At 34.1% G+C, this 24,300-nt stretch carries 22 protein-coding genes; 20 read left to right on the plus strand and 2 right to left on the minus strand.

Going from position 1 to position 24,300, the window contains the following annotated elements:
* Positions 1 to 6 precede the first annotated feature (6 nt).
* Positions 7 to 2,820, plus strand: coding sequence for a phage tail tip lysozyme (locus CO686_RS03255; RefSeq protein WP_096753492.1), 2,814 nt, complete (start codon positions 7 to 9; stop codon positions 2,818 to 2,820).
* Positions 2,821 to 2,850: 30 nt separating this feature from the next.
* On the opposite strand, the gene CO686_RS10335 is transcribed toward CO686_RS03255, so the two are convergent.
* A complete protein-coding gene (locus CO686_RS10335) occupies positions 2,851 to 3,039 on the minus strand; it encodes a hypothetical protein (protein ID WP_172844169.1) in 189 nt (62 codons plus the stop codon).
* A gap of 18 nt (positions 3,040 to 3,057) precedes the next feature.
* Between CO686_RS10335 and CO686_RS03265 the strand changes: the two genes are divergently transcribed.
* From CO686_RS03265 to CO686_RS03285, 5 genes are all read left to right on the plus strand, one after another.
* On the plus strand, positions 3,058 to 3,624 hold the full coding sequence (locus CO686_RS03265; protein WP_096753802.1) for a PBECR4 domain-containing protein: 567 nt from the start codon (positions 3,058 to 3,060) through the stop codon (positions 3,622 to 3,624).
* A gap of 150 nt (positions 3,625 to 3,774) precedes the next feature.
* Positions 3,775 to 4,185, plus strand: coding sequence for a thrombospondin type 3 repeat-containing protein (locus tag CO686_RS03270; RefSeq protein ID WP_096753493.1), 411 nt, complete (start codon positions 3,775 to 3,777; stop codon positions 4,183 to 4,185).
* Between the two features lie 47 nt (positions 4,186 to 4,232).
* On the plus strand, positions 4,233 to 10,466 hold the full coding sequence (locus CO686_RS03275; RefSeq protein WP_172844170.1) for a helicase-like domain-containing protein: 6,234 nt from the start codon (positions 4,233 to 4,235) through the stop codon (positions 10,464 to 10,466).
* A 74-nt stretch (positions 10,467 to 10,540) separates the two neighbouring features.
* Positions 10,541 to 10,825 carry a DUF5962 family protein gene (locus CO686_RS03280; RefSeq protein WP_000969635.1) on the plus strand — a complete coding sequence of 95 codons (285 nt, stop codon included), beginning with the start codon at positions 10,541 to 10,543 and terminating at the stop codon, positions 10,823 to 10,825.
* Positions 10,826 to 10,838: 13 nt separating this feature from the next.
* The gene (locus CO686_RS03285; RefSeq protein WP_096753495.1) at positions 10,839 to 11,135 is read left to right on the plus strand and encodes a DUF5966 family protein; all 297 of its coding nucleotides are present in this window, start codon (positions 10,839 to 10,841) and stop codon (positions 11,133 to 11,135) included.
* Between the two features lie 13 nt (positions 11,136 to 11,148).
* On the opposite strand, the gene CO686_RS03290 is transcribed toward CO686_RS03285, so the two are convergent.
* Entirely contained in the window at positions 11,149 to 11,346 is a 198-nt protein-coding gene (locus tag CO686_RS03290; protein ID WP_001842085.1) for a hypothetical protein, read from the minus strand.
* Positions 11,347 to 11,505: 159 nt separating this feature from the next.
* Between CO686_RS03290 and CO686_RS03295 the strand changes: the two genes are divergently transcribed.
* The 14 genes from CO686_RS03295 to CO686_RS03365 all read left to right on the plus strand — a co-directional run bounded on the left by CO686_RS03295 (position 11,506) and on the right by CO686_RS03365 (position 24,222).
* Positions 11,506 to 12,147, plus strand: coding sequence for a hypothetical protein (locus CO686_RS03295; protein ID WP_000933084.1), 642 nt, complete (start codon positions 11,506 to 11,508; stop codon positions 12,145 to 12,147).
* Positions 12,148 to 12,156: 9 nt separating this feature from the next.
* A complete protein-coding gene (locus CO686_RS03300; protein WP_096753496.1) occupies positions 12,157 to 13,242 on the plus strand; it encodes a thioredoxin domain-containing protein in 1,086 nt (361 codons plus the stop codon).
* Between the two features lie 50 nt (positions 13,243 to 13,292).
* The gene (locus tag CO686_RS03305; RefSeq protein ID WP_096753497.1) at positions 13,293 to 13,526 is read left to right on the plus strand and encodes a DUF5965 family protein; all 234 of its coding nucleotides are present in this window, start codon (positions 13,293 to 13,295) and stop codon (positions 13,524 to 13,526) included.
* Positions 13,523 to 13,906 (plus strand): DUF5945 family protein, encoded by a 384-nt coding sequence (locus CO686_RS03310; RefSeq protein ID WP_096753498.1) that lies wholly within the window; start codon positions 13,523 to 13,525, stop codon positions 13,904 to 13,906. Before CO686_RS03305 ends, CO686_RS03310 begins: the two co-directional genes overlap by 4 nt.
* A gap of 37 nt (positions 13,907 to 13,943) precedes the next feature.
* Positions 13,944 to 14,216, plus strand: a complete 273-nt coding sequence (locus tag CO686_RS03315; protein WP_096753499.1) for a hypothetical protein — start codon at positions 13,944 to 13,946, stop codon at positions 14,214 to 14,216.
* A gap of 67 nt (positions 14,217 to 14,283) precedes the next feature.
* Positions 14,284 to 14,760, plus strand: coding sequence for a type II toxin-antitoxin system antitoxin PezA (gene pezA, locus CO686_RS03320; RefSeq protein WP_096753500.1), 477 nt, complete (start codon positions 14,284 to 14,286; stop codon positions 14,758 to 14,760).
* Positions 14,760 to 15,527 (plus strand): type II toxin-antitoxin system toxin PezT, encoded by a 768-nt coding sequence (gene pezT / locus CO686_RS03325; protein ID WP_096753501.1) that lies wholly within the window; start codon positions 14,760 to 14,762, stop codon positions 15,525 to 15,527. The genes pezA and pezT overlap by 1 nt, the downstream gene beginning before the upstream one ends.
* A gap of 40 nt (positions 15,528 to 15,567) precedes the next feature.
* Positions 15,568 to 17,181: a dsDNA nuclease domain-containing protein gene (locus CO686_RS03330; RefSeq protein WP_253665846.1), complete on the plus strand. Its 1,614-nt coding sequence runs from the start codon at positions 15,568 to 15,570 to the stop codon at positions 17,179 to 17,181.
* Positions 17,168 to 17,707: an ABC-three component system middle component 1 gene (locus CO686_RS03335; protein ID WP_008809290.1), complete on the plus strand. Its 540-nt coding sequence runs from the start codon at positions 17,168 to 17,170 to the stop codon at positions 17,705 to 17,707. Before CO686_RS03330 ends, CO686_RS03335 begins: the two co-directional genes overlap by 14 nt.
* Complete coding sequence (locus CO686_RS03340) at positions 17,700 to 20,336, plus strand: AAA family ATPase (RefSeq protein ID WP_253665847.1); 2,637 nt, start codon at positions 17,700 to 17,702, stop codon at positions 20,334 to 20,336. Before CO686_RS03335 ends, CO686_RS03340 begins: the two co-directional genes overlap by 8 nt.
* 368 nt (positions 20,337 to 20,704) lie before the next feature.
* Positions 20,705 to 21,061 (plus strand): SAG1252 family conjugative relaxosome accessory protein, encoded by a 357-nt coding sequence (locus tag CO686_RS03350; RefSeq protein WP_096753505.1) that lies wholly within the window; start codon positions 20,705 to 20,707, stop codon positions 21,059 to 21,061.
* A gap of 4 nt (positions 21,062 to 21,065) precedes the next feature.
* Positions 21,066 to 21,431, plus strand: a complete 366-nt coding sequence (locus CO686_RS03355; protein ID WP_000431634.1) for a MobC family plasmid mobilization relaxosome protein — start codon at positions 21,066 to 21,068, stop codon at positions 21,429 to 21,431.
* Complete coding sequence (locus CO686_RS03360) at positions 21,418 to 23,241, plus strand: SAG1250 family conjugative relaxase (RefSeq protein ID WP_096753506.1); 1,824 nt, start codon at positions 21,418 to 21,420, stop codon at positions 23,239 to 23,241. The genes CO686_RS03355 and CO686_RS03360 overlap by 14 nt, the downstream gene beginning before the upstream one ends.
* Before the next feature lie 114 nt (positions 23,242 to 23,355).
* Positions 23,356 to 24,222, plus strand: a complete 867-nt coding sequence (locus CO686_RS03365) for a helix-turn-helix domain-containing protein (protein WP_096753507.1) — start codon at positions 23,356 to 23,358, stop codon at positions 24,220 to 24,222.
* The last annotated feature ends 78 nt before the right edge of the window (positions 24,223 to 24,300 follow it).

The raw sequence follows: 24,300 nt of genomic DNA on the forward strand, positions 1-24,300 counted from the left end.
AGGTAAATGAAGGATAAAAGAGAAATCATACGTGCACGAAAGGCATTTAGAAGAAGTCTAAAAGATGAGAAGAAATTCTTGAAACAAGGAAAGAAGGAGGTGAAGAAACAGAAAAAAGATTCCGCTGTACTGGATGAAAAACCATGGAAAAAAGAGATAAAAGAAAAGCTAGAGGAGATGAGAGAAGCTTCAAAGGAGAGAGTAAAACAAGCAAATGAAGACTACAATCATATTCTTCAAAATAGTCCTCCATCTCTTTTGAATCGGAAAGAATTAAGAGACAGACGGTTGCCTCATGCTAGGAAACGATTGAAAATAGCTAAGAAGCAATTTAGAGAAGCCAAGGTAGAAGCAAAAGAAGAAAGAAAAGAGAGTCGTAAAGAAAGAAAAACCAATCAAAAATTTCTCTACGGTCAGGAATCGAAACAAAAATCTAATTTTTTCTTTCAAGGGAAGAGTTTAGAAGAATTAAAAGCTAAGAAAGAAGTCAAGGCCGCAAAAGAGAATCTAAAATCTACTAAACAAGCCTATAAGTCCAAAAAAGTCAGTAGGAAAGCCAAAACTTTTCTTTATGTCCTTGGACGTGAAGGTGGAGAGTTAGCTTCAGAAAATGAAGATTTAGAAGGCTATCGCATACTTCAAGAGACAATTAGAAAAGGAAAACGCTACAGTCGGCTTTCTTATAATCTTGGAAAAGCTAGTGTCAAAACAGGACAAGCAACAGGTCGTTTTACCAAGAAAAGACTGACCAACACAAAAGAGCGATACCATCATTTTAAGGATGGAAAAGGATGGAAACTAGCGAAAGATAAACCAAGCTCCTTTAAAAATCGGTTTCGAAAATTAAAGAAACAAGGTCCTACAAGTGTTCGAAACATCTATCAAAAACTAAAAGCAGCCTTTTCCTTCTTTACATTTGTGGCTGGAAATCCTGTAACCTGGATAGTTGGAGGAATAGTCTTTCTTCTTTTACTTATAATGAGCTTCTTTTTAGGATTTTCATCTGCTAGTTTGATTCAACAAGATGAATTTGAATTAACAAAAGCTTATACCCACCTAACTTGGGAAGACGCAGAACAAACTCGTACAAATGAAAAAGGAATTACCTATTACACAAAAGTTGATGATGTGATGGGGTATATGAACTTTAAATTCCATGACTATGAGTTACACAAACCAGTTCATTTATTTAGTTCAGAAACTTACAAGGATTATCTATCTACTTTGTGGCATGATTTAAACGATGGGGAAGATTTGAAATCCATGCAAGACCTTTATGAAACTCCTAAGTATAAACTCTCGAAAAACGATCAAGAGGAAATGAAGGAACTAAAAGAAGAGGGTGTCTATACTTCCATGCAGGAATTGGACAATCCATTTGAAGGGAAAAGCAACGAAGATAGTCTAACCATGACTTATCGTTATGGATACTATGATTTAGACGGAAAACCTACTCTTCAGGAGTATATTCTACTAGAAGCGAAGGCTCACCAAACAATTGTCGCACCAATGGATGGTGTTGTATCTCTAGACGGAGATGATGTTATTCTCACTAACGGAAAAGGAGAGAATGAGAGTCGATTGACCTTGTATTCTATTCATAATGGCCGTGCGATTGAGGGGACAAGAGTCCTAACGGGTGATATTATTGGTGAAACACCAGACGATACAGGTTTGAAAGTTTCCTATCAAAAGTATAAAAACAAGAAAGAAAAATTGGTGTATGTCAATCCGCAATTTTATTTTCCAAAAGTCATTCAACTTCAGACCACTATCTTACCTGCCATTGGTCAGTTTGGTGGGGATGAGTTTGAACGTGCAAAACATATTTATGAGTTTTTGAAATCTCAAGGGGCAAGTCCTCAAGCCATTGCGGCTATTTTAGGAAATTGGTCGGTAGAATCTTCTATCAATCCAAAACGAGCTGAGGGAGATTATTTATCTCCTCCAGTTGGCGCTACCGATTCCTCATGGGATGATGAAAGCTGGTTAGCAATTGGAGGTCCAGCCATTTATAGTGGTGCTTATCCTAATATTCTTCACAGAGGTTTAGGTTTAGGGCAATGGACAGATACTGCAGATGGTTCAACACGTCATACAGCTTTATTGAATTATGCACGCATCCAAAATAAGAAGTGGTATGATTTAGACCTCCAACTTGATTTTATGCTTCACGGGGACAGTCCTTACTATCAAAGTTGGTTAAAGGATTTCTTTGGAAATACGGGCAGTGCAGCCAATCTCGCCCAACTCTTCCTTACCTATTGGGAGGGAAATTCTGGTGACAAACTACTGGAAAGACAAACTAGGGCAACGGAATGGTATTACCAAATTGAAAAAGGCTTCAGCCAAACAAATGGAGGACAAGCAAAGAGTGATCCACAATCCCTTGAAGGGGTTCGTGGGGACTTGTATGATCATTCTGTTCCTGGTGGTGGAGATGGTATGGCCTATGCCTATGGACAATGTACATGGGGTGTTGCGGCTCGTATGAACCAGTTAGGCTTAAAATTAAAAGGAAGTAATGGAGAGAAGATTTCAATCATTAATACCATGGGAAATGGTCAGGACTGGGTTGCGACAGCTTCAAGTCTTGGAGGGGAAACTGGCTCTACACCAAGAGCAGGTGCCATTGTTTCTTTTGTAGGAGGTACACATGGGACACCAGCAGACTATGGTCATGTGGCTTTTGTAGAGAAGGTCTATGATGATGGTTCTTTTCTAGTTTCTGAAACCAACTATGGTGGAAACCCTAACTATACCTTTAGAAAAATCTCTCAAGCAGATAGTGCCATTAGTTTTGCCTATACTACGAAATAGAAGAGTTTACACTTGAAATTTTAGCTATTTTCAGGTAAAATAGATAGTGTAGATGAGTGGTCGGCTCATGGTCAATCTGATAGTAATCTTGGACATAAGGGCCAAGCGGTGGCGGACACCAGAACGAAATCCGATAGCAATCTTGGACGTAAGGGCCAAGCGGTGGCAGACACCAGAATAAACCGACTGACTAGGTGGCTTACAGATTCTGTAAACCACCTTTTTTGTGAGGAAGATATGGTAAATTCTAGAGATTATTGTAATCCAAATTACACCGAAAAAATAAAACTTCAGCGTTTTTTTAATCAGTTACAAATTGCGGCTTCTTTTTTTAAAGAGCACTTCGTTGGCAAAATCATGTATTATGAAACGGAAATAGAAAGTGTTGAACTTCATTTTTCACCTACTAATTTCATGCACCTATGTGGTGTTGATTACCGAAAAGGTGCAGGCAGTTTCTTTGACGATTGTTTAAATAGACATGTCATAATTGATGAGTTGAAAATAAAAAAAGATGGAACCACGATGCAAAAGTTACAAGTTTTAGGATCCATTGAGGAATTATTGGGAAAACATGTTCATCTAACTGGTTCAGGACGTTATTTGTATTTGGAGTTTGACTATGCTCTACGTACAAGAAAACAGATACTAGCATTAACATTGAAAGATACATCAAAGAAAATTGTTCCTCAATCTTTATTAGATTTGAAGAGAAAGACAGTATTTCCAAAAGGTCAAAAAGTAATTTCAATTTACTCAAAACATTTACAAACGTCGGAACTTTTTTATTATTTAAAAGATTAGTTTACATATCTTTTGTGGCATAATATATATTTTTATCATTTTAAGGAGAACGCAGTTTTGGCTCGTTCTCTTTTTTGTTGTGATACTTCTTTCAAGGAATATTTGGTAGGATTGGAGTGAAAAAAGATTATCTAGGAAAGAAGGAAGTATATGGAAGCCATTTATCAACGTGATTCGGATCAAGATGGATTAACTGATGCTCAAGAATTGGCGCTAGGAACCAATCCTCTTAGCGCAGATTCTGATGGTGATGGACGTTCAGATTTATTAGAAGTAGAAGAAGGAACCAATCCCTTAGAAAAGGATTTACAAGACATAAACAAAACAAGTCTAACTGAACCGTCATCAGTATTTATGGAAATGAAACAAAAGATTTCAAATATGATGGAGAGTCACTACAAGGAATTTATACAGGCTCTGATTAGTATTGAAACAGGGATTGAAAACCAACAAGACTTAGAAGACTTATATACTTACTACATGAGAACAGATGCCGTTTCTCTTTTGTCTAGTGATTTAGAAACCAGTCATCAAGAGGTTGAAATGGAGATAGAGTTGTAGGGGAATCATGTGATTCTCCTATTTTCGTATAGATGAAAGGAGCGAGTATGGAAGTAATGCAATTATTGGCTATGTTTCGTGGAACAATTCCAAAAGATAGTGAGAAAATGGACCTATTTCTTCGTTATCAAGCTCAACATTTTGATGAGAAATGGCAGGATTTGGTAGAGAGTTTTTTGACTGAAGAGGGCAAAATAGAAGAGATACCTCATGTCTATTCTTTTCATCAAGATATTGTTTCTTTCCTAGAGGCCAGTTCTGAAAATAATGACCAAGATTTAGAAAGTTACACAAGAAGTTTTGGACAAGCGGGTCTAGATAAATTATCTCAATTAAGTAGTTGGGAGAAATACTTGGTGCTAGAAGTCGCAACCTATAACCTTTCCACTCGATTTTACATCCAATCTGAAAAAGAGAAGCTAACACCATTAAGTGAGCTTGTATTTCATCAGAATCAGGATGTCAATTTAGTCAATGTCTATCGGGTTGCGAATAATCTATCTGACCGTATTAGTAGAGATATAGAGGAATTTCTTCTAATGTTTGACTCAAAAGAGCTTAAAAAAGAAGTTCTTGAGATTCATTTTGAAGAAAAAGAGGGAGATGTTCTAGCCTATTTGGGTTCTGAATTAATGGCTACTTTAGATACCGTTACGGATCTTGTCCATCATGAAGAAAACTACCAACAACTCCCACTGACACAAAAGCTGAAGATTATTACTCACTTTGATGATGTAAAAGCTAAAATCGAAAAGTCTAAGCAAGTAGCGGAAGTGGTCTTACCTTTAGATAATATTGAGCAGGTAGAAGAAAATGTGGAAGTTCATTCCCTATCTAAAGTAGATAAAATTGTAGAAGAAGCTTTGAGGAAATATCCAATCGGTTCACAAGTAAGTTATAAAGGACAAGTATTTCAGTTGGTTTCGATTGAAAATGCACAGTTAAATGACTTAGTTCGCCTAGAGCTATTCAATGATTACAACCAGTTATTTGAAGAGAATCCTATCTTATACTTGAACAGTTTGGAAGAGATTGAACAAGTATTGTCTCATGTAGAACTTGAAAAAGAAGATTCAGATATTGAGATTGAATCACCAAGTGAAAGCCAGGAAATAGATTTGTTTTCCTATCTGGAAAAAGATAATGAAAAGGATAAGGAAATAGAAAGGCTTATTGTAGGCATAGAAGAGACGGATGTCCCTGTTCAAGATTTTGTTTTTCCAGATGATTTAGAGGACTTTTACCCTAAGACAAATCGAGAAAAAATTGAAACGAATATCGCCACAATTGAACTTGTTAAAAGATTAGAAAAAGAGGGACGACAAGCGAATCCAGAAGAACAAGAGCTACTCGCCAAGTATGTAGGCTGGGGCGGTCTTGCCAATGAATTTTTCGATGAACTAAATGCAAAGTATGAAACAGAACGTTTAACTCTTAAGAGCTTAGTAAGTAAATCAGAATACTCCACTATGAAACAAAGTTCTCTCACGGCCTATTATACAGACCCAATGATTATTCGCCAGATTTGGCAAAAATTACTGGATGATGGTTTTGAGGGAGGGAGGATATTAGATCCTTCTATGGGGACTGGGAACTTCTTTGCGGCGATGCCTAGAAGTATACGAGAGAAATCAGAACTCTATGGGGTTGAATTAGACAGTGTGACAGGCGCAATCGCAAAACAACTCCACCCCAATACCCATATTGAAGTGCGAGGATTTGAGGAAGTTCCATATCAAAATAATAGTTTTGATTTAGTCTTAACGAATGTTCCTTTTGGAAATTTTCGCATTGCCGATAAAAACTATGATAAACCTTACATGATTCATGATTACTTTGTCAAACACTCACTTGATTTAGTAAGAGACGGAGGACAAGTTTCGATTATCTCTTCTATTGGCACAATGGATAAGCGGACAGATAATGTCTTACAAGAGATTAAATCCAACACTCATTTTTTAGGGGGAGTTCGGTTGCCAGATGCGGCTTTTAAAAAGATTGCAGGTACCCGAGTGACCACAGATCTCCTCTTCTTTCAAAAGGATCAAGCAAAGAATCTTAATGAGGAGGAACTTGTCTTTAGTGGCTCTATTCCCTTTGAGGAGGATAAGCGTGTCTGGATCAATCCTTATTTTGATGGGAAATACAATACGCAAGTTTTGGGTGAATATGAGGTACGTAATTTTAATGGAGGAACCCTCAATGTTAAGGGGGGATCAGAAACATTAGCTACTGACATTATGGAAGCGTTAGAAAATGTGGAAGAACCTAAACCAATTGACAATTCTTTGAAAGCACCTGTTTTTATCCAAGAAGAAGTGGATAATTCTATCCCAAGTCGTATACGTGAGGACTTAGTGCTCTATTCTTTCGGATATGAGGGAAATCAAATTTATTATCGAGATACGCATGGCATTCGGAAAAGTTCAAAAGTAGACGAAATTAGTTATTATGTAGACGAGAAGGGTGATTTTAGAGCCTGGGACGGTTCTTTGTCTGAACATAAAATAGATCGATTTGTGCAACTTCATTTGACAGATGAGGATGCACTAGATGTATACAAGTCAGAAGAAGCAAGTAAAAGAGGAAAATATAAGGGATTGTTCAAAAAAACTGTTTTTTATGAAAGTCCCTTATCGGATAAGGACATTAGTCGCATTAAGGGAATGGTTGATTTGAGAGAGACCTATCAATCCTTAATTGAAATTCAACGTCATCCAGATTATAGTCGGACAGATTTTCAGGTATTACTTAGTAAACTCAATCATGACTATGACCGCTTTGTAGGTCAATTTGGATACTTGAATGCCTCAGTCAATCGGAACTTATTTGATAGTGACGATAAGTATTCTTTACTAGCAAGTTTAGAAGATGAGTATATTGATTCTAAAGACCAGAAAGTAAAATATAAAAAATCTTTAGCTTTTGAGAAAGCATTGGTTAGGCCGGAGAGAGTGATTGCAAGAGTTTCAACGGCTCTTGATGCTTTAAACTCTAGTTTATCGGATGGTAGAGGGGTTGATTTAGACTATATGGTATCAATTTATCCCGAACATAGCCAAGCTACTATTTTAGATGAGTTAGGAGACCAGATTTTAATGGATCCAGAAAGTTATTTAAGAGGAGAAAGAAAATATCTTTCTAAGAACCAGTTTTTATCAGGAGACATTCTCAACAAGATAGAAGTAGTTCAACTATTAGTGGAGGAAAACAACCAAGAATATGATTGGAACCATGCTTTAGATTTGTTAGAATCTGTTCGCCCTCCAAGGATTCATCTGGCAGATATTGAGTTTAAAATAGGGTCACGTTGGATTCCTCAATCCGTTTATGGTAAATTTTCCTTTGAATGTTTTATCAATCGTGAATTTGAATTGTCTTCGCCTGATGTTGAACAAGTCATTGAAGTGAATCCTGTCGATGGCCAGGTTCATTTAAGGACATCATTTGCTTATCGCTATCCAAGTGCCAAAGATAGTAGTCTAGGAGTCAGTGGGTCACGTTATGATACAGGAAGAAAGATTTTTGAGAATTTACTTAATTCGAACCAACCGACGATTACCATGACTGTTACGGAAGGAGAAAAGAAAAAGACCATCACAGATTTGGAAAAAACCTCTGTTTTAAGAGCAAAAGAGCAGCATTTACAAGAGCTCTTTCAAGAATTTGTCTCACGGTATCCAGAAGTCCAACAAGTCATTGAGGAAAGTTATAATCGTCTTTATAATCGAACGGTTAGTCGAGAGTATGACGGTAGCCATCTAGTCATTGATGGCTTGGCACAAAACATCAGTCTTCGTCCTCACCAAGAGAATGCCATTCAAAGAATCGTAGAAGAAAAAAGAGCCTTGTTAGCTCATGAGGTAGGTTCAGGAAAGACCTTGACCATGCTTGGTGCTGGGTTTAAATTAAAGGAGTTGGGGATGGTTCATAAGCCCTTGTATGTGGTGCCCTCTAGTTTGTCTGCTCAATTTGGCCAAGAAATCATGAAATTTTTCCCTACTAAAAAGGTCTTTGTGACCACTAAGAAAGATTTTGTGAAGGCGAGAAGAAAACAATTTGTGTCACGTATTATTACAGGAGATTACGATGCCATTGTCATTGGGGATTCTCAATTTGAAAAAATCCCTGTCAGTAAGGAAAGACAGATGAACTATATTGAGGATAAACTCAATGAACTACGAGAGATTAAAACGCATTCTGAAAATAAGTATACCGTTAAAGAAGCAGAACAATCAATAAGTGGTCTAGAGAAACAATTGGAAGAACTGCAACGCTTTAATCGTGATAGTTTTATTGATTTTGAGAACCTAGGGATTGATTTTCTTTTTGTGGATGAAGCACATCACTTTAAAAATATTCGTCCGATTACTGGCCTTGGAAATGTAGCAGGGATTGCCAATACAACGTCTAAGAAGAACGTGGATATGGAAATGAAGGTTCGACAGATTCAGGAAGAACATGATTTTGAAGAACATGATTTTAAAAATATTGTCTTTGCGACAGGAACACCTGTTTCCAATTCTATTAGTGAGTTGTACACTATGATGAACTACATTCAACCGGATATCTTAAAACGCTATCAAGTTGATTATTTTGACTCTTGGGTAGGTGCTTTTGGAGAAATTCAAAACTCTATGGAATTAGCTCCTACAGGGGATAAGTACCAACCTAAGAAACGATTTAAAAAGTTTGTCAATCTACCTGAGTTGATGAAAATTTATAAAGAAACAGCCGACATTCAAACACAAGATATGTTGGATTTACCTGTTCCAGAAGCTCATATTATCCCTATTGAGAGTGAGTTAACTGAAAACCAGAAACTCTATTTAGAAGAATTAGTTATGAGGTCAGATGCAGTTAAATGTGGAACAGTTGATCCAAGACAGGATAACATGTTAAAAATTACGGGTGAGGCACGAAAATTAGCTATTGATATGCGTTTATTGGACTCTAGCTATAGTCTAGCAGACAATCATAAACTGCTTCAGGTAGTGGATAATGTTGAAAGAATTTATCGTGAGGGAATGGGAAATAAGGCTACTCAGATGATTTTTTCAGATATTGGAACACCTAAGAAAAAGGACAATGGCTTTGATGTTTATTCTGAAATGAAGGCTTTATTAGTTGATAGAGGAATCCCTAGTAAGGAAATTGCCTTTGTACATGATGCCAATAGTGATGAAAAGAAGAATAGTTTGTCTCGAAAGGTTAATGCAGGAGAAGTGCGTATCTTACTTGCATCAACTGAAAAAGGAGGAACAGGTTTAAATGTTCAGAGCAAGATGAAAGCAGTTCATCACCTGGATGTACCGTGGAGACCAAGTGACATTCAGCAACGCAATGGACGTATTATCCGACAGGGAAATGAAAACAAGGAAGTGGATATTTACCACTACATTACCAAAGGTTCATTTGATAATTATCTATGGGCAACTCAGGAGAACAAACTCCGTTATATTAAACAGATTATGACTTCTAAGGAGCCGATTCGTGCTGCAGAAGACATTGATGAGCAGACCATGACAGCTTCTGATTTTAAGGCACTAGCAACAGGTAATCCTTATCTCAAATATAAGATGGAACTAGAGAATGATCTAACTCTATTAGAAAATCAAAGACGCGCCTTTCAACGCAGCAAGGATCACTATCGTCATACAATCTCTTACTGTGAAGAAAATATACCTATTCTTGAGAAACGATTAAGCAAGTATGAAGGCGACATTCAACAGTCTGAAATGTCGAAAGACCAGGCATTTTCTATGACAGTAGGTAAGCAAGCTTTTGAGCAACGAGCTGAAGCAGGTGAATCCCTACACCGTCTTATCCGTCATAATCAAGCTGACAGCAAAGAATTCCCTACCCTAGCAAGCTATCGAGGATTTGACATTAAAATGCTTAGTCTTCCAACAAATCAACCTCTTCCTGAAACCTTCTCTGTTAAGATTGTAGGAGAAAATCAGTATTCTGTCAGTTTAGATTTGTATTCTCCTTTGGGGACAATTCAAAGGATCCAACATACGATTGATCACATTAAAGAGGACCAAGTGAAAACTCACAACTTATTGGATGAATTAAAGGATAAATGGGCTACTGCTAAAGTTGAAATTGAGAAAAATTTTCCAAAGGAAGAGGATTATCAAACTAAAAAGGCCGAATACGATGTACTCGCGCCATTGATTGAAACAGAAACGGATTTAGATATTATTGATCAGGCCTTAAGACAATTCCACGAAAAAGGAAACGAAAAGCAGGAACAACTTTCTTTTGAATTGGATTAAAAAATAGATACAAATAGCGGACAAGAAAAGAAAAGCGCGGTAAAATAAAGATAGAAAGAAACGAGGTAACGATTATGATGGAAGATACCTATTATCAATTAGAAGAGGCTTTGGTACAGGGATTTCAAACACCTGAAGAATACCAAGCCTACAAGGAGTTAAAGGAACATTATGAGGAAGTGACAGGCGATTATAGCTTTTCTATACGAGAACTTACTAGTCAATTGGAAATCGCTCTTCAGAATCATCGAGGTGTGGACTTTGAAGAACATGAGAAAGAGGAGTATTTGGACTTAGTTCAAAAATTAGAAGAGTTTGATTCCTCTCTTGCCACCCATTATCGTCAATTGATTGACTAGAAAGGAGAAAGTCATGAATGATTTACTCCTTATCCCAGTAATTTTTTTAGCAGTAGGAGGAATTCTCATTCTTTTATGGAGACTCTTTCTTATTGCCAGTGGACTTTTCCTTATTGGTTTTATCAGTTTTCTTATTTTCGTGGAGGTCTATGGAATTTATTTGTTCTTTACTGAACCGACTTTATACTTTGATGATATCAGACAACATGGTTTAACTAGTTGTACGGCTGTGTACCTTTTCATCAATCTGATGTTGGTTCTAGGATTCAGTTGGCGTTTCATAAACTCCAAAACTAAGGAAAGTATGTAAACTTGTTAGATGGTTAAAAAACTTTATCTGAATCTAAATTCGGATAAGGTTTTTTATTAGCCTTGATTCTTTCATATACTTCATAGCTAAATTGGAGCAGTAATTTATGAAAATCATTATCCTCACTGTTATTACTTGTATTTATGGCTTGTTTATGTCGTTCAATATGAGAAAGAGCCCTTCTCAAATTTTCTTCTTTTAAATTTTTCATAGTTACATTATAAGCTGAAGACAGATAGTTTTGATATTTTTCTCTGAACTGTACGATTTTGCTTCTGAAATGTAGGAATCACCTTTTATTATGGTGTGATAAAACTTACAAGTCCTTTTTGTTATTCTTGACCTAGTTTTTATAGAAAGAAGGTCTAAGATGTTAAATAAAGTCAAAACTAAAGCCTTAATTAGTGTCGGAGCAGTGGCTGCAACTAGCTTTATTCTCATGATGGGATATACTGCTGGTCAACATTCTACTGCTAAACAAAGTCGTAAAGAGATTGAATTGGCTGCAGCTAAACTTGTAGAGGATAAACAAGCAGAAGATAAAGCAAGTATTTTGTCATCAGATACTGTAAAAGAATTTTTGACACAGTACTATACGAAAGAAAAACTAGGGGAAAATAATACACGCATTCAACCTTATATGACTGAATCGGCTTATTCTCAAGAATTGACAAGTCAAAACGATGCCATGAACCAAGTGTATAAGGACTATATTTTGGATTATCATTTTGAAAAAGCTGATATCTTTGTCAATCAGACTACGAATCAAGCTATTGCCATGGTCTCTTATAATGTAACCTATGTATCTGATTTAAAGAATGCCAACCAATCAAAGACTAATCAGACAGAAACAAGAACAGTTAAGTTATCCTATTCTAAACTACCTGGTAAGTTATTGGTCAATCAAGTACAGGTTTGGAAATCTGGGTTAGATGATTTAGATAAGGCAACTCCTAAAACTTTAGAAGAATCCTCATCTGTTCCATCACTGCCAAATACTACAACAAAATGATGATATTGCATGGAAATAGAAGAATGTAAGCAAATTTCAATTCTTGATGTAGCAAGTCGTTTAGGTATCTCCTTTAAACAAGTTTCGAGCAGTGTCTATGAGCATACTGAACACGATTCATTTCGGATTTTTTCAACTACCAATACTTTTAAATGGTTTTCAAGAGATATTCAAGGTGATGTCATTGATTTTGTTCGACTTGTTAAGGAAATATCTTTTAAAGAAGCTCTAGCTTTTCTTTCTGAAGAACCTTTTCAAAAAGAAGCTGCTCAAGAAAAAAGAGAGAGACCATTTTATTATCCTTTAAAGAGAGTAGAAGATTCTAACTGTAGTCTGGCCAGATATTATTTAACAGAATATAGAGGAATCTCAGAAGAAATCGTACAAAAGATGATTCAACAAGGTTTGATGGCACAAGCCAGTTGGAAAACAAATGAATCAGTTGAACCTGTTATTGTTTTTAAAAGCTTTGATCATCGTCACAAGCTGCAGGCAGCAAGCTTACAAGGGATTTATAAGAATAATTCTCTTCCAAGAGAGAGGTTAAAAACGATTCTAAAAGGAAGCCATGGACATGTTGGAATATCCTTTGACATTGGTAAACCAAATAGACTGGTCTTTTGTGAATCATTCATCGACTTGATGAGCTATTACGAACTTCATCAACAAAGTCTATCTGACGTTCGTTTGGTATCTATGGAGGGATTAAAAAGATCTGTTGTTGCTTATCAAACTTTACGACTGATAGCTGAAGAAAATCAGAAGTTGGAATTTTTAGATACAGTAATACCTTCAAAGTTATTGCCTTTGATCAATACAATTCGTGATACCACCAGCTATTTTGATAATCATCCTGATTTATTGACACTTGCGGTAGATTGTGATGATGCAGGTAAAGATTTTTCTGATAAGTTATCTCAATCAGGATTTCCTATTTTACTGGATTTGCCTGATAATGAATCTGGGAAAGAAAAAGTAGACTGGAATGATGTCCTTAGAGAAAAGAAATCAGATTTACAATTTATGCTTGAGACTGAAAAAGAGACATTGGGGAATCAACCAGTAGGACAAACCTTTCAATGTTTAGAATTGTGATAACAAAATCAAGATGTTTTAGTTAATATTAGAATGAAGGAGGATCGTATATGACCATAATCGAACGCTTAGAAGAAAAGGTCACTAGGCAAGAAAGCAAGGTAGCAAGAGAGACAGAAAAACTAGCTACTTACAGAGAGCAACTGGAGACAGCGATGTTTGCGACGTTCAAAAGGCGTCAAAGCATTAGTCACATGAGTTTTGAAGAAGCTCTTGACCATGCCTTTGGTAAAGAAAGACAATTTGATGATTCTGAATTTAGAAAGGATGAAATGAGTGAATGACAAAAGATTGGAATTTTAATCAACCATTAGAAAGTAAATCAGAAAATCAAGGGGATTCAGATAAAATTGCAGCCTTATTTGGAAATCATCAAGGAGGTAATGATGTAAATTATGAAGCAGCTTTTCAAAAGCGAAAACAAGCACCTGTGACGGAATCAAATTCTAGTTCTAAACCCAAAGTTACAGAGGTTAGAACAGGAAAAGACACAGATATCACTACAAGTTATCAGCAACATCTTAAAAGACTTATTGCGGATAACAATAGCGATATTCAAAGCAGTCAAAAGAAAATTGAAGAGCTACATACGTTGATTGACACAAAGAATAAAGACAATAAGAAATTTCAGTCCATTTATGATGCGATTTCGGAATTACACTAAGCAGTCCTGATAGGCTGCTTTTTTTGAGAGGTTATAGATGTTTACAACATTTTTTAAGAAAAATCACGACAATAGTGATGTATTTAAAAAGCTGATTCATAGACTATCTGATATGTCTGTCCAAGATCTTGAAAAAATAGACCGACTGCTAGATATCATTTTCACTACAGATCAAGGATCAGAACAACTAAAAACAGAAGCAACTTATAGAGAAGAAACTTTGGACGACACATTAAAGGAAGCTAAGAATCAACTTTATAAGGAACAATTGGAGAAGAATTTAGAGAGGTTTAGGAAAAATAGTCAATAACGCACCAAAATTGGTGCGTTATGCTTTTTTATGCTATAATTGAATTATAAAAATAAAGGAGTTTGCTATGATTGGAAAGAACATAAAATCCTTACGTAAAACACATGACTTAACACAACCCGAATTTGCACGAATTATAGGAATTTCTCGAAATAGCTTGAGTCGTTATGAAAATGGAACTAGTTCAGTCTCTACGGATCTAATAGATATCATTTGTCAGAAGTTTAATGTATCTTATGTCGATATCGTAGGAGAAGACAAAATGCTCAATCCTGTTGAAGATTATGAACTGACTTTAAAAATTGAAATTCTGAAAGAAAGAGGTGCTAATCTATTATCTCGACTCTATCGCTATCAAGATAGTCAGGGAATTAACATTGATGATGAATCTAATCCTTGGATTTTAATGAGTGATGATCTATCTAACTTGATTCATACGAATATCTATTTAGTAGAAACTTTTGATGAAATAGAGAGATATAGCGGCTATTTGGATGGAATTGAACGTATGTTAGAGATATCTGAAAAACGGATGGTAGCTTAATGGAAATCCAAGATTATACCGATAGTGCATTCAAACATGCTTTAGCGCGGAACGTTCGCTCACTGACAAGAGGAAAAAAGTCCAGTAAGCAGCCTATAGCGATTTTGCTTGGAGGGCAAAGTGGTGCTGGTAAAACTACAATTCATCGTATTAAACAGAAAGAATTTCAAGGAAATATTGTTATCATAGATGGCGATAGTTTTCGTTCTCAGCATCCACACTATTTAGAACTGCAGCAAGAATATGGCAAAGATAGTGTAGAATACACCAAAGATTTTGCAGGTAAAATGGTAGAGTCTTTAGTAACAGAATTGAGTCATTTGGGATACAATCTTTTGATCGAGGGAACTCTACGAACAGTTGATGTTCCAAAGAAAACAGCACAACTCTTGAAAAATAAGGGACATGAAGTACAATTAGCCTTAATTGCGACAAAACCTAAGCTGTCCTATCTGAGCACTCTTATCCGATATGAAGAACTGTACGCTATCAATCCAAATCAAGCACGCGCAACTCCAAAAGAACATCATGATTTCATTGTAAATCATCTAGTTGATAATTCACGACAATTGGAAGAACTAGCTATCTTTGAAAGAATTCAAATTTACCAACGAGATAGAAGTTGTGTATATGATTCAAAAGAAAATCTAACTTCAGCAGCAGATGTTCTTCAAGAGTTACTGTTTGGGGAGTGGAGTCAGGTAGAGAAAGAGATGTTGCAGGTGGAGGAAGAGATTTTAGAAACCTTGTGTAATCGTACAGAATAATGATGAAGAAAAAATATTAGGAAGTGAAATATAGCTGATTATGATAGACAATTTAAAAAATCATTTTGATAATCTATTTACTGATGATAAAAACAATATACTAAACATAGATTTTAGTCAATCTATTGATAAACTACATGCTCCAATAAATAATGAGGATATTGAAGATATTCTTTTAGCAGAGGAGACCTCAGATGATGGTGGGATTATTGCTATGACAGGATTTTATTATCAGATGATGGTGGCTGTACTTTATTTGGGAGAAGTATTCCAAGGTGATTGGGATGGGATGTTTTTAGATCATCACCAAGATATTGTTTTGTTTAATAATTCAAAGAAAATAATAAAATTTATCCAAGTGAAAACTAAAAATAGCACCTATGCACCTGCAAATAAAAAAATAGTAGAAAGCTGGATTCCCAAATTATTTATAACTGCGTTCAATATAAAACAAAAACAAGACTTCAATTTAAAATTTGAATTAGTTTCTAACTGTTTTTTTCAAGATCAAAAAAATTTTAATATTTCACCATTTTATCCAGATTCGGAAAGTAGAAGTATTGAAGAGACAAAACAAATGATCAGTGCTTCTTTTGGTTCGAAAGTTATTAATTACAATGATAATAATGAGGATTTTCTGGACCAAGCTTTTGAAAACTTTAATATGAGACATATACCTCATGAATCATTAGAAGAAAAGGTAGTGAGGAATATACCAATAAGTTTAGGTTTTGTGAACAATCAACTATCGCAAGATACGCTTGATCACATTATTTCCGAGTTTTTTAAATCATGTTACAACCCTGAAGATGCGTCGGTACAATTAATTAGTGGTGAAAGGTTAAACAAACTTAAAGGAATTATAAAAAAGCAACTAGAAAACTCAGTAGTAAATGCATATCATAAAAGTTCTGAGAAAATTTTCACAGATTACTTAACAAAATTGGACAAAGAATATTCTCATCCTAGAATGAAGTCAGATTTTATTAAGGAGTTTAGAATATTTTTGGATAGGTTTGATGTTGAGATAAAAAAGACTTTGTCATCTAGCGATTTAACAATGATGGGTATTATCAATAGGTATTTAAAACACAATGAGAGTATTAATGTAATGCTAGAGGAGAGTGACCGTAAGGAACATTTTAATGACTTGTTTTCATTATTGTTATTCCTCAAGATTTCGATTGAAAGTGATATAAAGATTGACGAGAAAAACAGAAACATTTTATCAGTTAATTTAGATAAACTGCTCTTTTTGGTTTTAGGAAATGACGATAATTTTAGGGAGCCTTCAGAAATTATTAAAGAGTTTAAAGATTTATTTCAGAGGTTAGATGATTCAGAAAAATTTAGAATTTTTTATTCTGGGAATATTTCTGTGATTATTTCAGGTAAATTTTATAATGAAAATAGTAGTGAGTATACTACATTAAAAAAAGAAGAGTTAGATTTTTATACAACTCCTAGCATAAATAATCCTAAATTGGATGATATGAGTACTAATAATATTAAAGATGTTCAGGCACCAATAAATATTTTATATGCTCATCGAAAGAGATTGGCTGAAATAAACGATGATAGAATAAAATATAATAATTTAGTGGAGATGAAAAATAAAATTGTTGAGGAGTTACAGTTAGATGGTATTATTTGAAGAGTTGAGAAGTTATATTAATAAAGCACGATATAAAGAGGTAAATGTTCAGGAGATTGATTATCCTACCTTTTATGATGAAGCAAATGGGAAATTAATAATTGTATACAATGAACAAATTACCCAAGATGATTCGCTTAGAGAGAAGATTAATAATATATCGAAAAGTATTAGAGAGATTATCAAGAATCATGTTGAATATAATTTATGGAATACTTATTTGCTAGTATTAGTTGATATAAATTTGTTTAACGAAAAATATTATTATGTCGAAAGAGATGTAAGAAATCTTAGGAAATATGTTATCCAAAATGAAAAGGACATTTCACGAATCCCGTTTATAAATATGGCAGAACATAAAATAGATAACGATGGAGTAAAGGGGCATAGCTATTCGCCTTCAGTACAGATTCAAGATTTGTATAAAAATTTAATGGCTAAAGATGGGGATAGAAAAAAATTATCGAAATCTAAGATATCCGAAACTTTAAAAGAGTTAAAATTTTTAGGAGAAAATGATGATTAGATTGAAGCAAGTAATAATTAAAAATTTTAGAAATTTTCAAGGTACACATCAGTTTGATTTTTCAAAAGACGTTACTATCTTTTTAGGAGATAACGGAAATGGGAAAAGTTCAGTTTTTGATGCAATTCAATGGTGTTTAACAGGAAATGTTGAAAGATTCAAGAATGTCAGTAGTGCAGACATCATGAAAAGTGTACTAATAAATAAGAACTCTGATGAATGTGCAGTTGAAATTATCTTTACAACTAATTTATCTTTGAAAAGGGTAGCACCAAGATATGGTAATATTAGAGTTTCTTGTAATTATGGCAATGAAATTGTACGAGGAGATAAAAATGTCAAAGAATATATCGAGGGATTATTCAAGAATTCAAAAGGTGAAAAATTTGATATTCAAGAATTTCTGAAGTCCTCTTTACTTGCTCAAGATCAGGTGTTAGATTTCATTTCAAGTGACACCGCGAACGATCGTTATAGGGTACTATCTTCGATACTAGGAATGAATGAAATAACTAACTTAAAAGAGAATTACGAAAAGGTTAGGAGTTTGCTGGATAATGAAATGGAGAAAAAAGCAGATTTTGTGAAATCTCTTCAAAAGGAAATTGATCTTCAAGAATCAAAAATTGACTATGGATATAAATATCTGATTACTGATGAAATAAGTAATTCTAGTTTCGAGGATAAACAAAAAGAAAATAATGAGCTACAGAAAAGTAAAGCTCAGATTGAAGAGAGACTTACACGATTTAATTTGCAGTATAATAATATTAAACAGGATATTGGTGATCTAAATCAGATTGCTAACACAATTAAATCACTAGAATATGAGATAAAAGAACTTCAAATCGATCAAGAAAAAAACTTAAAAGATTCTGCCTTGAATGATAATTTATTAGAACAAAATAAGAAGAATATTGAACAAGCAAATAAAGAAGAGGAATTTTTATCTAAAAATAAGCTTTATCAATCTGAATTTATAGATATAAAAAATAAGTTGTCTAATTCTAACTTTGACGGATTAACTTTTGAAACGGATAAAGATATACAAAAGAAGATTGAGGATTTAAAGGGACAGGTTGAAAAGTATCAATATGCTTTGTCTCATATTGTTAACTATTACAATTTAATAAACGATAAGGAACAAATTCCAAAATCTATTGACGAGTTTAATAAAAAAAATGAAAAATTAGAAGGAGAAATCCAAGTATTACAAGATAGGGTAGTTGAATTAAAGTCAGATTTTAGCACAGTTGAATCAAAGAATGATATTGACTCACTGATTCAATTAGTTCAAGAGGCATATAAATTTGTGAGTGACCATAAGGAATTTGAGAATACTTGCCCGGTTTGCAGTCAGTCCGTTAAAAATACCCCCAAACATTTTGATGAGCGTATTACTAATCTATTGGAACAAAGTAACATTACAGCTGAAAAAATTAGTGGGTTTAGGAAACGAATAAACGAGATTGAATCAAGCATTTTGAATAAACAAGAAGAAGTTCGTACAATTCAATTAGATATATCCAAATTAAAATATCAAGAGAACGAAATCCAGACAAAACTAGACATTATATTGGGTGATTATCTATATGTTAAAGACAACTTTACATTAGATAAAGAACAGTTGGAGTATTTTATAAATGAATCTCAAAATACTATTGAAAAATGTAAAAAGTATCTAGAGTTAAAAAATAAAAAGAGTATAATCGAAGATCAGTTGGCGGAAACATCTGATATTGAATTCTCAGGTTTAAATTTAAAAGAATTATTGTCAAAAAATGAGGAATTATTAAAACAACAAGACAAATTATTAATACTTCAAAATGACCAAAAGAATTATTTAGAGGAAAAGAATAGACTCTTGAATTTGCTGAACAATGTGAGTGAAATGATTGATGAATATGCCAAGGAATATTCTATTAGCAATTATAATGATATTCCGAATGTTCTGTCAAATTTAATTGATGACAAAAATAATAAAATTATTTCACTAGCTCAAGAGTTAAAAAAGCATCAAGATATTATTATATATAATGCTTTAAATGAAAATATACGTCAAAAAAAGAAATCTTTGCAACAACCTAAAAAAACTATCACAGCATTGAAAGAAAAATTGGAAATTGTAGATGAAGAAATAAAGAAGATTAATGAATCATATAACTTTGTTCAGTTAATTAACAGCAATGAATCAATTATCCAACAATATTTTAATTACCTTAATCCGAATGTATCAAGTTATAGAAATTTATATTTCAATATAAATGATGATGATAATACGTTAGATATTGAAATAAAAAATAGTGATGGAACTACTAACGTTGCTAATGTTTTAAGTTCTGGACAACTGAACGTATTAGCAATCGCTATTTTTATTGCGAAGAATATTAGTCAGAATAGCACAGTGATTGATTTTATTGGTATAGATGATCCTATTCAAAATATGGATGACATTAATCAGTTCTCTATGATTGATGTTCTCAGTCAATTAAAGAAGCAACTCATTTTCACTACACATGATGTAAAATATGTAAATCTATTTCTGAAAAAAAATGAACTTCGCTTAGACGATATTTCTGTATATTATTTGGATGCTGAAAACGATAGATATGAGAATATTTTAATTTGAGATTAGACTCAATGATGGATTATATGTATGTTTAGAATTGAGAGTCAAGATTATTGACCCTCTTTTTTATCATCTCATTTCCTTGTGATAAAATTTCCAACTTTCCTTTGCTATACTTTTCTCAACTTGTAAAAATCTAACTAAGATTTTTCTCTGGGGGTTTGGGGGCGGAGCCACCAAGTTATCTTATCGTTAGCTGTCAAAACTGGAAGGTTTTGGTCGGTTGGCGATATGATTTTTGGGATATTGTGGACACAATATCTGAGCTCGCAAAGCCTTACAAGACGATAGATTTTGTTTTTATAAGTTTCCCGTGGTTGACACGGGGTCGGGAATTATCCGACAATAGATAAAAGTGAGGGAGTAGTATGTCAGAACAACACAGAGACATTCGCAAAGAGATTAATTTGACCGCAAATGAATTAGAAATGATTGACATAATGATGAAAAATAAAGGATTTGAACACTTTTCTTCATTTGCCAGAAACAAGTTACTGGAGAACGAGTTAGAAATGACTGCTGAAAAGTGGTTCACCTTCTGGCGTTCTCAAAAGCTGGAACAAATCAGTCGTGATGTTTATGAGATTTTAATCTTATCAAGGGCAGAACATCAAGTCACCCAAGAACATGTATCCATTCTCTTAACCTGTGTTCAGGAATTGATTCAAGAAATAGGGAACTCCATTCCTCTTAGTCAAGACTTCCGTAAAAAATACATGAGGTAGGCACATGGAAAATCGTTACCGAACTAAGCTAAAGAAAGTTTTCCTATCTGATAGCGAATTGAGTCAGTTGAAACATTGCATCGATCAAAGCGGTTGTCAATCTTTTTCAGAATATGCTCGACGAACCCTACTTGACCCTGGTATGAATTTCATCACCATTGATACAACTGGTTATCAAGATTTGATATTTGAGTTGAAGAGGATTGGTAATAACATCAACCAGATTGCCCGAAGTGTTAATCAATCTCAGTTGATTTCAAGTGAAGAATTGCAAGACTTGAAAAAGGGAATCGCTGACTTGATAAGTGAGGTAGAGAAAGAGTTTAGTGTTCAAGCAAAAAAGTTGAGGGAGTTTTATGGTCATCACTAAGCATTTTGCCATTCACGGAAAGAGTTATCGCAGAAAAATTATCAAGTATATTCTTAATCCTGATAAGACCAAGAATCTTGCATTGGTATCGGACTATGGCATGAAAAATTTTCTGGATTTTCCTAGCTATGATGAGATGGTGCAGATGTATCATGAAAATTTTATCAGCAATGATACGCTTTATAATTTTCGGCATGCTAGGTTAGAGGAAAAGCAACGAAAAATTCATGCCCATCATATCATTCAGTCTTTTTCTCCAGAGGATCATCTCACTCCTGAACAAATCAATCAGATTGGCTATGAGACAATGAAGGAGTTAACCGGTGGAAAATTTCGTTTTATCGTTGCGACTCACGTTGATAAAAATCACCTCCATAATCACATCATTATCAACTCGGTTGATAGTAATTCGGACAAAAAACTCAAGTGGGATTATAATGTGGAACGAAATCTTCGAATGATTTCAGATAGATTTTCTAAAATTGCAGGGGCGAAAATTATAGAGAATCGCTATTCCCACCAGCAGTTTGAAGTTTATCGTAAGACCAATCACAAGTACGAACTCAAGCAGCGACTCTATTTTTTGATGGAAAATTCTACCGATTTTGAGGATTTAAAAAAGAACGCTCCATTACTACATATGGAGATGGATTTCAGTCACAAGCATACCACCTTTTTTATGACGGACTCAACTATGAGACAAGTGGTGCGTGGTAATAAACTCAATCGCAAGCAATCTTACACAGAAGAGTTTTTCAAGAATTACTTTGCCAAAAGAAAAATAGAAGAGCTTATGGAATTTCTTTTACCCAATGTTGATAACTTAGAAACTCTGATAAAAAAAGCAAAACTATTTGGATTAAATATCAGTCCTAAGCAAAAGCATGTTTCTTTTCAATTTGCAGGAGTAGAGGTGAAAGAGACCGAACTAAATATGAAAAATCTTTACGATGTAGAATTTTTCAAAGATTATTTTGAAAAGAGAAAAAAATTGAAAGCTCCAGAACTTAAGGATTTAGTTCAAGTTTATCGAGAAGAGAAAATCTCCAAAGAAAAAGAACTCCCAAGCGAGGAGAAGTTTTGGGAGTCCTATCAAGAGTTCAGGAGAAACAGGGACGCTGTTCATGAATTTGAGGTAGAGTTGTCATTTGATCAAATCGAAAAAGTAGTGGATGATGGAATTTACATCAAGATCAAGTTTGGTATTCGTCAGGAGGGGCTTGTCTTTGTACCTAACATGGAACTAGATATGGAAGAGGATAAGGTGAAGGTTTTTATCAGAGAAACTAGCTCCTACTATGTCTATCACAAAGATGACGCCGAGAAAAATCGCTATATGAAAGGTAGAACGTTGATTCGCCAATTTAGCTCTGAAAATCAAACAATTCCATTCCGCAGAAAAAAGACTGTGGAGATGATTGAAGAAAAGATTGAAGAAGTGGATGCTTTGATTAAGCTGGATGTGGAAAATCAATCTTATATCACGATTAAAGACGAGCTAGTGCGTGAACTAGCAGCGTCTGAGTTGAGAATAAATGCTTTGCAAGAACGAGTGATAACCTTAAATCAAGTAGCAGAATATTTACTAGCTTCAGTTGAAAACAAGCAAGAAATGAAGTTGAATCTTTCAAAATTGAATATAACTGAAAAAATTGGCATTGATGTTGTTGAGAAGGAGTTGAATGAGTTAAGTATACAGATAGCATTAGAGAACGATAGATATGAGAATATCGTATTTAAAGTGAATAAGTTTATCAATCGTTTGAGTAAGAAAATTTCAAAAGAAGAAGGGATAGGTTTTCAAAAATAACCTATCTAGTCATAGTTTATATATAATTTGTATCTTTTGCTTTATTAATTTGTATTTAAAATTTAATCATGTTACAATTGAAATTGAAATCGAATAGAAAAGGAAAATGCAAACGTGGGCACACTTTTAGCAACCAGATTAAAAAATAGACGAAAAGAATTAAAAATGTCTCAGCGAGAATTGGCCGAGGGGATATGTAAACAGGGACAGATTAGTCGATTAGAGAATGGAGAATTTACTCCAGGAGCAGACTTTTTATATGCTCTGTCTAAGAAGTTAAAAGTTAGTATAGATTATTTTTTTAATGAGCAGATTGTAGAAGAGATTGATGAGTTATCAGAGTTTAAAAAGTTAGCCCAGACATTTATCACAAATCGAAATTATGAGTCTTTGAAATATATATATGAATTAGAGAGTGTAAAGGCACATCGCTTGTCTCTAGTAAATAAATTTTATATGGAGTGGATAAAATCTCTTATAGATTTTTATTTCTATGGGCAAAAAGAGGAGGCTGTGGCAAGATTGGAGAAGGTACTGTCTCAGTTAAATGTAACTGATCTGTTCTACCTTCAAATTTCAAATACTCTATTTAATTTTTATTATGATATTGAAGATTTAGAGAGCTTTAATGAAATTCGAGAAAAGTTAGAGTGTCAAGTAAATCAACTCAAGTTAAACACAATCGAAGAATTAAACCTTTCTATTAAATTTAATTATAATGTTTGTCGCTATCTATGGTTGCAGAATAATACTGAAGAGGCTATTACTAAAATCACAGATACGATAAAGCAATGTAAGACGTATAGAACAACGTATCTTTTGGCTGATTTGTATGTATTGATGGGAAATGTTAGTAGAAATTTTTCTTCTAAAGTTGCAGTAAAAGAGTACTTTGAAACGGCTTATTTCCTTTATAAGCTTGAAGGAAATATGTCAACGGCTCTTAAAATCGAGCATTACATTGCAGATATAACAGAATAATAAAGGAGTCTGGGACAAAAGTCTAACCTTAAATATAAAAAGCGAACAAAACGAGTTATCTGATACTCAGAATTCTGT

Source organism: Streptococcus oralis (genome assembly GCF_002386345.1).
GTDB classification, from domain to species: domain Bacteria; phylum Bacillota; class Bacilli; order Lactobacillales; family Streptococcaceae; genus Streptococcus; species Streptococcus oralis_S.